The sequence below is a fragment of the Pseudomonas sivasensis genome (assembly GCF_052938085.1).
The window spans coordinates 6,010,391-6,023,261 of sequence record NZ_CP176442.1 but is presented as its reverse complement, the minus strand read 5'-3'; the positions used below and the strand labels follow the sequence as shown (position 1 = coordinate 6,023,261).

Here is a 12,871-nt window from a genome sequence, read left to right as displayed (position 1 = left end):
GTGGAGTATTCGATGAACATCGGTGTCGCTGTAATCAGCGATCTCCACATTGGCAGCGGCGCGAAGGCAAAGGATTTTTCTTTACCTGGGGCTGGCGGCGGAATCGTTGATAACTATATTTCTGAGTTTCGTAATTTTGTCGAGTCAGAAGGACTGCGTGCCAATTACCTAATAGTTCCGGGGGATATTACTAACTCGGCATGTAAGCCTGAGTTCGAGTTGGCTTCGGAGCGGATTTCCCAGATCGCGTCATTCCTGACCGTACCTGAGTCAAATATTCTATTTTGTCCTGGAAACCATGATGTCGACTGGGAGACAATTAAAGCATTAAGCAGCCTTAATCATCCAGAGTCCCAGGTAATAAAAGCTAAGTACTTTAATTTTAATTCAGCAGGGTCTGTTTTTAGTCGAAATTTATCTAGCGCGACTGGCAGTTTTGATGAGTCTCCGTATTTGGCAGTTTGGGATTTCGATGATGCTTTAATCTGCGCTTTGAATACATCTGTATTCGATGGTCCTGATAAAAAGCCTCACTGTGGTGAAGTAAGGCCAGATCAATTGCAAAAAATAGACGCCTATCTTTCTAGCATTGGAAGAACAAAGAAGCTGAAGCTTTTTATGTTCCATCATCACCCTGTTCAGTATCTGGATGACACCTTTAATCAGCCGGATTTTAGTGTGATGTCAAATGCTGTCGGGCTTCTTGATCTGCTGTCTAAGCATGAATTTGACTTCGTTGTTCACGGGCACAAACACATACCTCGTTTTAATATGGAAATTAGAGATATAGGTCATCCTTTAAATATATTATGTGCAGGCAGTTTTAGCGCTTACTTGGATAACAAATATTTTGAGGCTGTGGGGAATCGATTTCATCTCGTCGAATTTCACGATCGTTGTCCAATAAGTACTTATGCACGGGGCGCGGTGAAAACTTGGACTCATTTCGTAGGGCGGGGATGGATGCCTAGCCTGCGCAGGCCAGGGGCTGAACATCATCAAAACTTTGGCGCATTTCTACCTCGCGCTCAGCTAGTAATAAAAATCGCCGCTGAGTTCCAAAAAATATTTATAAGCGCTCAGTTTATTAAGTGGGCGGACTTTGTTTCAAGCAATCCGGAGTTTAGGTATTTTACTAGTGAAACTCTTCGTGCATCGTTAAAAGAAGTCGCCGGTTCTATGGGTTTGATACTTCATGAAATAGATGCTTTCGGCTTGGATAAACTTGTGATCCTCAAGGGGTGAATGATGGCAATCTTCGATTCGACGAAGTTGATCAACCCGTTTGAAAATGATAATGCTCGTAACAGTACTATTGAGGACTTACCAAAGCAGTTTGTGTGGACAAAAATATTTGGTCGTTTGATTTCTCAGAAAAATCATATTTTACTTGGTGCTCGCGGGTCAGGAAAAACCGCGATCGTTAAAATGCTGTCGCATGAGTATCTCGCTAAGCTTAATCACCCTAAAGCCAAGCAGGTTATCAAGTCGAGAGCTTTTGTTGGTATTTATGTACCCATGAGATTGTCATGGGTTGGTGAGTTGAAAAGCTCCGTTTGGCTTACTGACTCGGAACAAGAGTTGCACTTCAAGTGGCGGTTGAATGCATCATGTTGCGCGTCCTACCTAAATACTTTGGGCAGTTGTATTGATTGCTATGCTGGGGATGTTGCGCAAAAAATTATTACTGAAAGAAGCATAGCCCGTAAGATATCTATGGCTTGGTTCGATCGTGATGATATAGTAAGCTTACGTGAACTTAGGGAAACGCTTTCGGAGTTAGAGTACGAGAAGTTAATTGCTGAGCAGAAGGCAAGGGTTAACTCGGAGATAAATCCAGCGGCAATTGGTGTCGCCTTTGAATTAGGACTTTTTGAGCCTTTAAAGCGTGCTATTGCAATTACTAAGCAGTACATTCAATTTCCTCCAGATGTCGCCTGGGCGGTATGTTTAGATGAGGCGGAATATCTGAGTGAGTTTCACCATGTGATACTTAACTCACATCTGCGTACATTTGCGGATGGTCTCGTTTTTAAAATCACTACAATGCCTTACAAGCATTACACGCTTGAGACCAATACAAGTGTTCCTTTAAATAGGAAAGATGATTTTTCTTATATATATTTAGATAATTTAGATGTGGCCTCAAGGGCGTCTAAAGGTAACGAGTTTGAAATACTTGAGAAATTTTGTGAAGATATATTCAGTAAGCGATTAAAGAATAGTGCCTGGGCTGACAGTGGTGTGAATTTAAAATCGTTGCTAGGTACGTCATATCTACTGTCCAGTGATGAGAAGATAGATCAGGAAAAAATGCTCTCGTTGGTGGACAAGCATTGTAATGAAAGAACTCGGCTAAGGGCTCGAGAACTAGCAGGAACTCAGCGATTTGATGATGAAATAGGCCGCAAATTAAAAGGAGCTCTATTAATAAGGGAACTTAAGTCTTCTCATAGAGGCAATGCACACGTAGTCGCTTTTTCAGGTTACGAAATGGTGATTCGTTGCGCTGATGGTAACCCAAGAAGATTTATCAGTTTGCTTAATGCATTTTATAATGCAAGCGGCGAGACTGGCGGGTTCAAACCTATTTCGCCTGCAGTTCAAGATAGGACATTGCGAGCATACTCCTATGATGAATACAAAAGAATGGTTTACGAACCGAATCAGGGTCAAAAGGTCCATGATGTGTTATCGCTAATAGGCAAATATTTTCAATATTGTCTACACAATCAAAAGCTGTCTACTGATATGGTTCTCTCGTTCAGATTTAACGTGGATGATGAGAGTATCTGGAGCGTGATAGCTGATGCGATTGGGCTGGGTCTTGTACGCCCTATTGTTGAGCGATCGAGCTACGACACGCTTCCCGTGAAAAGCGGCGTTTTCAGATTGTCATATGTTCTCGCACCACATTTTAGTCTTCTTCCAAGAAGAGGCGACGATGTAGCGCTTAGTAGCATATTATCCTTCGGCGTGGATCGAGGTGTTGAACGTCACATTGGCTCTCAGCAAATGGAGTTGTTGTAATGGTATACCTAGATGTAACGGATATTTCGCTTGATGATGTAGAAAGTTCTCACTATAACCTAGTGCTTTTCGCATGCGGTTATGAAGAGCGTTCAATATTTTTTCCCGGTGTATTCGAGTCTAGCTATGATGATGTTATGGTATTCGGGTTCGCAGGTAGCGAAGGAAATGAAGACTATGCTTTAAATAGTAATTATTATGCGCGTACTTCTAGGTATAAAGTTTCGCCTACGCTTCTCGATTATTCTGATGCCAACAAGATTTTTTCTTACCTTGTTAGGGCTGTGTCCTTAGTGGACTTTTCGAAATATAAAAGTTTTAAGATTCTCGTTGATTATTCCTCTATGCCTCGATTGTGGTATTCGGAGATTTTGAACTTTATTAAGAATTATGAGTTTTCAATTCCGGTGCGGTGTGATTTCGCTTATTCGATTGGTGAACACTCGGGGATTGGGCAAGCTAAGCAGCTAAGTGATCCTATAGTCTTGCCAGGGTGCGCAGCTGTTTCAACATTTAGTAAAGAAACAGTTGGTATATTCAGTCTTGGGTTTAATGAGGGTGGTCCAATTTGTTTGCATCATAAAATTGAGCCGGATGTAGCGTTTTCTATCATTGCCCGCCCCGGGGCGTTAGATGACTATACAGAAAGAACTTTGCAGTGTAATAGGTTCTTTTTGGATAATTTCTCATCGAGCACTATATATCCTCCGCTTCATAGCGTTGCTCAGTGTTATTCAGTGCTCCGGGAGATTTTCTTTCCATATCTTGGCAAGGCTGGCATTGTAATGGTGCCTTTTGGACCAAAGCCACATGCTCTTGCATCAATACTAGCGGCGATGAATTATCCGGAGGTATCCTGTCTGTACTCAAGTATGGGAGGTAGTGGAGGAGCGGTTAAACCTACGACTGAGCTAGTTATTTCAAGGGTCGATAAATTAGATCACTACCCATATATGGATTAGCTTCTGTGGGAGGCGTGCCCCCTACTTCCTTATATTTAAGGCCCGTTCGTAGTTTTCCGTAAAACGTATGAGGTCGGTCTTCAGTACCAGGCACAAATCACGGAGTTGAACCGTATCTATCCGCCTCACCCCTCTCTCTACATCACTCATGAAAGATTGCGGTCTTCCTAATGCAGCTGAGCACTCCGCTTGGGTCATCCCTGATTCAAGGCGCGTACGCTTCAGCACCTGCAAAAAGATAACGTGCTCCCTTCGATAAATAGCCTTGGTCATTGCCGCATCCGTTCATGGTTCGGCTCATCACGCTATATCTGCTTTTCGGATATCTGATTTTCAGTTATTTTGTTTGTATTTCGATGGTTTAGGAGGCTGCATGAGACAGGTCTGGGAGTTGTTTCGCGTGGCATGGGCCGTCGGGTGTTTGCCGGTGGGCGCGCTTTTGCTAGTCGTGGTGGTTTTTTCTGGCTTCAACCTGACATTCTTTCTGGGTTTGACCAGTAGCGAAGACCCAGCGATTCGGTGGATGTTCTGGGTGTTGGTTCTCTACTTCGTTGGGGGCGGATGGCTGTTCTCGCGAGTCAACCAACGCTATGCCGATAAACTGAGGAGAATGGTCGCTGGCTATCAGGCTGAAGGGTTCCATCCGCAGGTAGAGGTGTTCGCTAAGATCAATGACGCCTACGTTGGTATCGACCTGCAATCGAAAAGGTTGCTGGCCTACCCCGTTGGGCGGGATGGTCATCTCTTCCGTTTGGATGAGATTCTTTCCTGGCGCATCCTTCCAATCGGCAAGAGCAACCATCGATTGGAGCTGTTGACGAGCGATTTGGCTATTCCGACGTTCAGCCTCGCGCTTAAAACGGCGGACGTGACCAATACGGAGGCACGGCTGCATTCAATCTTCAGTACTTAGCTGGATGATGGAGCCTTCACTTAGCTATTCGGAGTGGCCGATGACCGACGTAACCGCACGCAGTGTTTGGCAGGTAGATATCGCCCAACTGAAGCTAGCTAACGCCACCATGCGTTTGGCCAATCAAGCGCTGGCTTCTGACGATGTTGCCATCCTAGCCGCTCTCGGTTTTTCGCTCGCTCACATTCGAGAGCTGAGGCGCAAAGGTTGCTTCAGGCCATCTTCCATTGTGCAGAACACACGAATGATCAATTGCTTACAAAAAAGGGGGCCTGCACATGCTCATTGACCACATGCCATTGAAAATCGCGTCTGGCGTTCTGGCTACTACGACGATCGAGTCTGTCCGCCGATCCGCTTCGTATCATGCATGCGGCTGGCAGATTCTTGATCGCTGGGCGTTTAATTCTCCCGAAAGACTTCGGGCACTTGAGGTGCAAGGAGAGCTGCTCCTTTTAGGGCGGTTGCTTGAACAGCAAATTGTCGAGCACAAGGCGCTCATTTCGCCCCTCGGATTGGCCCAGCGGGGGCAAGGGCTGGCGTATCATGAGGTTCTCGCGCTGCGGGGCATCTCTACCGAGTTGTGAGCCATCGACGGGAGCAGATTCCAACAAAACTTTCCGGCTAATGGGTGTAGTGGGGTCTCGGGGCTTGCCCTGAGCAGGTACGGTAGGCAAAGCAAGGGAGTGAAACGACTGCCGCGTTGCCGGTTGTACGTACGCCATTCATGGCGGGAGTACAAACCCTACCCTGTCCCAGTCGTTATCCTCCAAATGGTTGCAGCCTTTGTGGACGATGTTGGTGACTAAAAGTTGTCTGTACGTTGGTCCTGAATTTTTTAGCCCTCGATAAATAAAAGCATCGTTGGGCGGGCACAGGGAATCGTCCAATGACTCGATAGACACAAGAATCAGACGCCATCGGCCTAACAAAATTAATCATCAAAATATTTTGCGAAGTGAGCGCGGTAATTTTCAGAAAACACCGCAGCACGACGCTGTACGAAGCGGGACGTTGCCTGTGATGGTGTCAGTATTTTGAAGTGCGCGCGTTTGCCGTTGGTGATTGTGCGTGCATCGCTCGGGCAAGAAGAGAAAAACATCTGGCAGCACAGCGAAAGGTAAATCTGGTGATGCTGAGGGAGGCATGCGGTAGGCAAATCTGGGTACGTCATCCACGACTGGAGTAAACGCTATGAGTGAAAGCTGGCTGAAAAAAATGTGGTCGCTTGCACTGGGACGGAAATCTGTAGACGCGATGAACGGTGGTAAGCCCTTTACCAGGTGCGGAACCCTCATGGTCTATTCGGGTGAGCTCAAGCTGATATCTGAGCTCATTCCCGAGTCAAAACCTGTCAGACGCGCCACGCTGCCGGATTCAGATTGAGTGCAGCATCTAGGTTGGCTGAACGCATGTGAGTCAAAGTGGACCGTGTGAACTGATACGCACCTTGCGTAGCCGGAGCGCAGGGCTAGCTGCTCAGACTACTTTCCTGAATCAAACAGAGCTCTGGCATAGGGGCCATAGGTCGCGATGACATTTTCGATGGTATCCCGATCGTTACAGCTCAAACTACGGGTCAGATCGAAAAAGCTGTTTCGCTCCGCCTTCCACAAGCTGATGATTTCAGCATTCGGCTCGGCTTTCTTTCGCTCGTAGAATATTGACTCGGAACGGAGCGCTATCAAGCAGCCCAAGACGTCCTGGGCGATTTCCAGTCTATGAGCATCTGATGGTTGGATCATCGTTGAGATCTCCTGCTGATCATGATCAGTACGTTATGTGCGAGTTTCTGAATTTTGAATGCTTTCGTAATCGATGCTCATCGTGACTGTAGCTCGGCTGCTGTGGACTGCATCGATTGGTAGCTGTGCAACATCCCGGGATCTAGGGCACGTTTTGACAGACGCTGTTGTTAGCTGAAGAATGGCTGCATGCACAAAACAGAATCAGAAACTTTGGGTATTGAGGAGTATGAAGCATTCGAGCTCGTGGCTCGGGAGCTCCATACCCATTTTTCAAGCGGGCGGAAAAATTTTGCGGTGCGAGTGCCCTTAAATTTAGTGAGCTATTTGTTCACTGGGATTTTGCGGAAATCTCGCTTGCCGAAAATTCAGCTTGAAGAGGCCATATCGAAATTAGAGCTTGCTGTCGAGGCTAGGACGTTACGGCGGTACGTCAGCGGGCATGCCCGGATGACATGGTGGGCGTTTCAACGATTGGTTTTCTGGGCGCGGGAACAGAAGTGGATTAGCACGTGGACGTGCTGCGACTTGATATCGAAAGCCCATCTCTGCGAGGTTGCTCAAACCAGTGCGCGCGAGCTTTTGAACGAGCGTAAGCGCCTTATTTCAGCGACTGAAATACGCAGAGAGGAAATGGTCACGCGCTTTTATGAAAACCTCGCACTCAAGGACTTAGAGCAAGAGAAAAAAGCAGTCCCATCTATTCGAAGATACGATGAAGTCAGAGAGCTCGCGCGCTCCCTGGGATTAGATACAGCTGATTAGCCTCGGGCCAGCTTGGCTACCAACGCTTCAGCATGTTTACCTCGCGATGCTCGGTGACACCGACATGCGCTGCCACTTCGCGTTTGCTCCGGGGCGCTTTTTTTGACACAAAATCCCTATTTATTTTTATGCGCTGCCACTTGTGAAGGGAATCCTGATGTCCGTTCCGACATACGACAAATTCATTGAACCGATCTTGCGCTACTTGGCAGCTAATCCCGAAGGCGCTACAGCACGCGACACCCATGAGGCTGCGGCCAGGGCTTTAGATTTATCCGAGTCACAACTTCAAGAGCTAATCGCGAGTGGGCAGGCGACTTATAAAAACCGCGCCGGATGGGCTCACGACCGCCTCAAACGTGCCGGTTTATCTTCCAGCGCCAAGCGAGGCTACTGGAAGCTTACCGAAGCTGGGACGGATTATTACGTCCAGCACCCGTCACCGCTAACAGCCGATCAGGTGGAAAAACTTGCCATAGGTTTTATGGACGTGAGGCTGAGGAGCCCTACCGATGCCGTCCCGCTTGACGGGGTAGAGCAAGGCGAAGACACGCCAGTATCAGCAACAGTTAGCCCTGACGATCGGTTGGATCAGGCTTTGCGCGAGCTACGTGATGCAACCGCAAGAGACCTACTCGATAGCCTACTTCAAGTCAGTCCAAACCGTTTTGAAGTTATTGTGCTCGACGTATTGCACAGCCTCGGCTACGGAGCTAGCCGAACAGATTTGCAGCGTGTGGGAGGTAGCGGAGATGGCGGAATTGATGGAGTAATTTCCCTCGATAAGCTCGGTCTGGAAAAAGTGTATGTCCAGGCCAAGCGCTGGCAAGGCACTGTCGGTCGGCCTGAGTTGCAAGCATTCTATGGTGCTCTTGCTGGTCAAAAGGCCAAACGAGGGGTATTTATCACCACCTCCGGATTCACCAAGCAAGCTATAGACTTTGCCAGCTCTGTGGAGGGCATGGTGCTCGTGGACGGGATCCGTCTAGTTAACCTGATGATGGACCACGAGGTAGGCGTAACGTCCAGGCTTCTCAAGCTTCCGAAACTGGATAGCGATTACTTTGACGAAGAAAGAGGGTTTTGATCGCGCCATAACTTACATTTGGCAAAGCCGTCGCGATTAAAGGTAATGCCGTTACCAATCAGGCTCTAGCTCTGTGCTGAGGTGGATGCCCATAATCCTTGCTTTGCGGTACTTCAATGGCTCTGCATTGATCTCCAAGGCAACGAGGCGGCTTGCAGCGTTGACTAGGCTGTTGAAGCGGTCGTTGTGAATAGCTACATACACGACCAACTTTTTGTCAGACCCCTGCATTGAGCCGATACAGAGAGGTGCTGACTTGCCCTGTAGAAGTAGCGGGTCAGCGTATAGGTAGCACTCTATTGTTGGATATTTGAATGCTTCGGGATGTCGGACGGAACCGTAGAGCCTAAGCGCAGCATGCTCTAAGTAATAGTCACCGATTGGCTTGGTATCCGTAGCGGTGGCCATGCTAAATGACCATGACATATCCCACCTCCATATTCGGGCTTGGACGATTATCCGCTCAACAGCTCCACGATTTCTTCCTGCCACAGCATCCTTCCTCTCGATGGGGGCCGACCTCTGTCATGCCCTGCCACCTACTTCTCACCGTGGAACAGATCCACTCAAATTTTCAGCTAGATACAAGGTTAAGGCCATAGCATTCTGCGGCTTACCTGATGCAGATCGGTAGCTTTCTGCCATCGCATTGACTACGAGCTGAGGCCCAAATCGAAGTTTTCCGCTGGTCATTGCCTTCACAATCGCTCTGTGAACATCCGTCTGATGCTCTGCGGGAATTCCGGACATATCCAGCTTGTTGGAAGCAAAATACGACGTTTGGGTTTCAGTTAATGGTTGAGGTTGAGGTTTAGTGTTATGCCGAACCTGGTCCGATACGGTATCGATACCGCATCCGTGGGGTATCGATATCTGTTCCAAACCTGGCTCTGAGGGCGGGCGGAGAGCCTCATTGATCCATCGCTGCTGATCCACCGTCAGTCTTTCTTTAAAGTCGCGCAGGAAATCGTCAAGCCACTCGCTCGGAATGCGGCGAATTTCTTCAAGAGCTCTCGCTCTTAGCTTTGGCCCCGTCACCTGAGTAGCGGTGTGGTGATCCCACCAGATACGTACCCAAACGACGTATCTGACTTGATCGTATCTAGCCAAGCCCTCATCTTGTAGTCGATGAATGACCTGTAGCCATTGATCTGCCGTCCAGCCAATCTCGGCTCCTGCGATGCGTGGCACAAGTGGGTACACGCCTGTAATGTTGCTGTCAGGAGCTGTTAGAAGGTGTAGCAACGCAACTTTGTCTTCAGTGGTGCAATTCATCAGGCGCGGGCAGCGCCAAAAATTCTGATCCCTGATGGTTCGTTGTCTGCCCATGCTCACGTCTCCTGGTGCAAACGTACGGGGATGACGTAAAGGACGATCATTGTCGCGCCTCCACCTGCGCTTTCTTGGTTGGCCTCCCTGTGTGTTTTGGTTTTGATGATGCGTTTGTCAGGGAGGGGCGAGGAGGGTTTTTGGTATTGCCGGTGCGCATCCACGCTCTTAAGTCACCTAGCCTCCATCGCAGCCTTGATAGTCCTGGCACAGGCTCAAGCCCTGGCAACTTACGCTGACGGACCGTAAGCACGCTGAATCCCGTCAACGCAGCAACTTCAGATACGCCAATTAGGACGTCGTCGCCAAGCTTCTGTATTTTTTGGATGGTTTCGTAATCTACTGGCATCGGGTTATCGCTCGATTGATCTGTTCGATACAGATTTCGCCAGTTAAGCGGTTAACAGCTAGGACATTTTTTTTACAGATGGATTGTGAGGGAGGAAGAAGGGGTCGTAGCCTGCTTTGGAAAACGACCGTTCAGACGTGCGTAATTGCATTTTACGGGATCACTTTTTCGCATCCACCCAGTTGATCAAGTACATTACACTTTGTAATGCTTGACGCGTGGCGGTGACCCGCAGAGGTCGACCCATTGCTGTCGGTGAAGGCAGGTAAAAACCGGCCAAAAGCAACCTCGCCCCAATTTGTTGGCCATTACCTAAAAAATCTTCACAACAAATCTGTCGCAATTTCGTGCTCTAGCTATACTAGGTAGCTGCTTTTTAACTTTTTGATTTAAAAAACGCTGTAAAGTATAAGCCGTTACAGTTATGTATCGTTCGAAAATATGTAAGATCGTCAGCCCAAAGGATTACAATGCACCTTACAAAAGTAGAAATAAAAAATCTTAAGTCGCTCGGTAACTTTACTTGGGAATTAGCTGGTGACGATACACTTACGGGATGGCATGTTCTATTAGGTGATAACGGTTCAGGAAAATCGACATTCCTGAGAGCCTGTGCCATTGCGCTGATGGGGCCTAAAAATGCAATGGGGTTGAGGTTGCCTTGGCAAGATTGGGTTCAGCATGGTGAAAAGGAAGCGAGGATCAGCATTGGTTTTACACAAGATTCGGTCGATCAGTGGACTGGTAAAGGAAACACTACTGCGGGAAAATTGCGTGCTGCCGTCAAGATCAATGAGCACGGAATAACCATTGCCGAAGTTTCTCCGTCACCTAACAGACATGTTTGGGGTGGTGCTGGCTGGTTTACGTCTTCGTTCGGTCCTTATCGACGCTTCTCGGGTGGTAACAAAGATCATGAAAAGTTGTTTTATTCGACGCCAAAACTTGCAAGCCATCTTTCTCTTTTTGGAGAGGACGTAGCACTCAGTGAAACGCTTAGCTGGTTAAAAGATCTTCACTATACCAAACTAAATGACGAAAGTAGTGGTGTTAGTAACTCCTCGTCGGGACGCCTTCTGGCTAACATTAAAAACTTTATCAATCAGGACGGCTTTCTTCCTAACGGTTCAAAGCTTGAAGAAGTAACTCCAAAAGGAATTACCTTTAAAGACCCTAATGGAGAAATTATTGAAATTACTGAACTTAGTGACGGCTTCCGATCCGTCCTGAGTATGACGCTTGAATTAATTCGCCTATTAAGTATCAATTTCGGGCAGGGTCATTTGTTTAGCAGTGACAGCACCCAAATTGTCGTGCCTGGCGTGGTCATCATTGACGAGATTGACGTCCATCTGCACCCACGCTGGCAACGCGCCATTGGTCCGTGGATGACCACCCACTTTCCTGCCATTCAATTTATTGTTTCTACCCATAGTCCGCTAGTCTGCCAAGGTGCTGTCAATGGCTCGATTACACGACTGCCCTCACCTGGTGGTGATGAGAATGAAGGAAGAGTGTCTGGCGTCGCGCTAGATCGACTACTGTTCGGAGATATTCTTGAAGCATTGAGTTCTGGGGCGTTCGGTGAGGGCATTGAACGCTCGGAAATAGCGAAAGAGATGTTTTACGAGTTGGCTACGCTAAATATCCAATCTCGCCGTCGATCGCTTAATGAGATCGAGCTAGTGCGACGTACAGAGCTCCAATCGATATTTGGCTCGATGACTGAAACGGTGGGGGCAGCGGGCGATGCTTAAACTTCCACAGATCAGTGCCTTTGGCCGTACGCGAACGTATCTGGAGGCTCAGCAGCAGCTCATTGATAACCTTCCCACTTATACCGAAAGAGTAGTTTCTGCAAAAAAGGCTTGGGATGGTAAAAGTAAGGTTGTTTTCGAGGAGGTTCGCGCTACATTGGAGATCATTTGCTCAGGGGCACGACGCTGCCACTACTGCGAGGATTCTGCGGCCGATGAAGTCGAGCACGTATGGCCAAAAAAATTCTACCCCGAAAAAACGTTCATCTGGCAAAACTATTTATTCGCCTGTGGCTCTTGCAATGGCTCTAATAAAAGGGATCAGTTTTCAGTTTTCAATGCTGAGGGAAATCGATTTGATATTGTTCGAAAAAAAGATGACCCGGTCATACAGCCACTGACAGGCTCCCCACTTTTCATCGACCCCACATCCGAGGATCCTACTGAGTTTATTTCATTGGATTTGCAAACCGGACTTTTCGTGCCACTGCCGCCAAAAGATACTCGCGAATTTCAACGGGCCGAATACACCATCAAAATTCTTGGCTTGAATACCAGGGACTACCTGAGCCGAGCGCGGAGGAACGCATATGCGAGCTACAAAGATTCCCTAGACGTCTATACAAGGCTCAAAGAGAGTGGTAGCAGCCAGGCAGACCTCACGCGCAAACGAGCTGAAATCAGCGAAAAACACCATCCTACTGTTTGGCACGAAATTAAGATCACAGCACATCTTGGGATAGCTCATCAGGAAGCATTTCAGCAGTCACCAGAGCTTTTTCAAATCTGATCTGTTCAGATATGTTGGCTCCTAGGTCAATAACGGAGTAATGGGTATTGTCTTTCCAGTACTATTCTTAAGCCTGTACACCCACCGCAGCCCCACCCGAGCAGCTCGACCAAGGTAGAAGTTGGCAACACGATCAATGGATTT

At 47.8% G+C, this 12,871-nt stretch carries 15 protein-coding genes; 11 read left to right on the top strand and 4 right to left on the bottom strand.

Annotated elements, in window-relative coordinates; all coding sequences use genetic code 11:
- The first annotated feature begins 12 nt into the window (after window positions 1-12).
- From ACKZ62_RS27655 to ACKZ62_RS27645, 3 genes are read left to right on the top strand one after another with little or no spacing between them, the layout of a single operon-like run.
- Window positions 13-1,245, top strand: coding sequence for a metallophosphoesterase family protein (locus tag ACKZ62_RS27655; protein WP_447096117.1), 1,233 nt, complete (start codon window positions 13-15; stop codon window positions 1,243-1,245).
- A 3-nt stretch (window positions 1,246-1,248) separates the two neighbouring features.
- Window positions 1,249-3,030 (top strand): ORC-CDC6 family AAA ATPase, encoded by a 1,782-nt coding sequence (locus tag ACKZ62_RS27650; protein ID WP_447096116.1) that lies wholly within the window; start codon window positions 1,249-1,251, stop codon window positions 3,028-3,030.
- Window positions 3,030-3,992 (top strand): hypothetical protein, encoded by a 963-nt coding sequence (locus tag ACKZ62_RS27645; RefSeq protein WP_447096115.1) that lies wholly within the window; start codon window positions 3,030-3,032, stop codon window positions 3,990-3,992. Before ACKZ62_RS27650 ends, ACKZ62_RS27645 begins: the two co-directional genes overlap by 1 nt.
- A gap of 21 nt (window positions 3,993-4,013) precedes the next feature.
- Here the strand turns inward: ACKZ62_RS27645 and ACKZ62_RS27640 are convergent, their stop codons facing one another.
- Window positions 4,014-4,265: a helix-turn-helix domain-containing protein gene (locus ACKZ62_RS27640; protein ID WP_447096114.1), complete on the bottom strand. Its 252-nt coding sequence runs from the start codon at window positions 4,263-4,265 to the stop codon at window positions 4,014-4,016.
- 100 nt (window positions 4,266-4,365) lie between these two features.
- On the opposite strand from ACKZ62_RS27640, the gene ACKZ62_RS27635 reads away from it, so the two are divergent.
- From ACKZ62_RS27635 to ACKZ62_RS27620, 4 genes are all read left to right on the top strand, one after another.
- Entirely contained in the window at window positions 4,366-4,905 is a 540-nt protein-coding gene (locus ACKZ62_RS27635) for a hypothetical protein (RefSeq protein ID WP_447096113.1), read from the top strand.
- A gap of 40 nt (window positions 4,906-4,945) precedes the next feature.
- Complete coding sequence (locus tag ACKZ62_RS27630) at window positions 4,946-5,194, top strand: hypothetical protein (protein WP_447096112.1); 249 nt, start codon at window positions 4,946-4,948, stop codon at window positions 5,192-5,194.
- Window positions 5,184-5,492 carry a hypothetical protein gene (locus ACKZ62_RS27625; protein ID WP_447096111.1) on the top strand — a complete coding sequence of 103 codons (309 nt, stop codon included), beginning with the start codon at window positions 5,184-5,186 and terminating at the stop codon, window positions 5,490-5,492. Before ACKZ62_RS27630 ends, ACKZ62_RS27625 begins: the two co-directional genes overlap by 11 nt.
- Window positions 5,493-6,099: 607 nt before the next feature.
- Entirely contained in the window at window positions 6,100-6,291 is a 192-nt protein-coding gene (locus ACKZ62_RS27620) for a hypothetical protein (RefSeq protein WP_447096110.1), read from the top strand.
- 98 nt (window positions 6,292-6,389) lie between these two features.
- On the opposite strand, the gene ACKZ62_RS27615 is transcribed toward ACKZ62_RS27620, so the two are convergent.
- Window positions 6,390-6,650: a hypothetical protein gene (locus tag ACKZ62_RS27615; protein WP_096144435.1), complete on the bottom strand. Its 261-nt coding sequence runs from the start codon at window positions 6,648-6,650 to the stop codon at window positions 6,390-6,392.
- Window positions 6,651-6,839: 189 nt separating this feature from the next.
- Here ACKZ62_RS27615 and ACKZ62_RS27610 point away from each other — a divergent pair, with 189 nt between their 5' ends.
- Both ACKZ62_RS27610 and ACKZ62_RS27605 read left to right on the top strand, forming a co-directional pair.
- Window positions 6,840-7,415 (top strand): hypothetical protein, encoded by a 576-nt coding sequence (locus ACKZ62_RS27610; RefSeq protein ID WP_447096109.1) that lies wholly within the window; start codon window positions 6,840-6,842, stop codon window positions 7,413-7,415.
- 157 nt (window positions 7,416-7,572) lie between these two features.
- Window positions 7,573-8,502 (top strand): restriction endonuclease, encoded by a 930-nt coding sequence (locus ACKZ62_RS27605; RefSeq protein WP_447096108.1) that lies wholly within the window; start codon window positions 7,573-7,575, stop codon window positions 8,500-8,502.
- 51 nt (window positions 8,503-8,553) lie between these two features.
- Here ACKZ62_RS27605 and ACKZ62_RS27600 read toward each other — a convergent pair whose 3' ends face one another.
- On the bottom strand, window positions 8,554-8,928 hold the full coding sequence (locus ACKZ62_RS27600; protein ID WP_447096107.1) for a hypothetical protein: 375 nt from the start codon (window positions 8,926-8,928) through the stop codon (window positions 8,554-8,556).
- Window positions 8,929-9,048: 120 nt separating this feature from the next.
- Window positions 9,049-9,831: a hypothetical protein gene (locus tag ACKZ62_RS27595; protein ID WP_447096106.1), complete on the bottom strand. Its 783-nt coding sequence runs from the start codon at window positions 9,829-9,831 to the stop codon at window positions 9,049-9,051.
- An 819-nt stretch (window positions 9,832-10,650) separates the two neighbouring features.
- On the opposite strand from ACKZ62_RS27595, the gene ACKZ62_RS27590 reads away from it, so the two are divergent.
- Together ACKZ62_RS27590 and ACKZ62_RS27585 are read left to right on the top strand one after the other, a co-directional pair.
- A complete protein-coding gene (locus ACKZ62_RS27590; protein WP_447096105.1) occupies window positions 10,651-11,937 on the top strand; it encodes an AAA family ATPase in 1,287 nt (428 codons plus the stop codon).
- Window positions 11,930-12,727 (top strand): HNH endonuclease family protein, encoded by a 798-nt coding sequence (locus ACKZ62_RS27585; protein WP_447096104.1) that lies wholly within the window; start codon window positions 11,930-11,932, stop codon window positions 12,725-12,727. The genes ACKZ62_RS27590 and ACKZ62_RS27585 overlap by 8 nt, the downstream gene beginning before the upstream one ends.
- The last annotated feature ends 144 nt before the right edge of the window (window positions 12,728-12,871 follow it).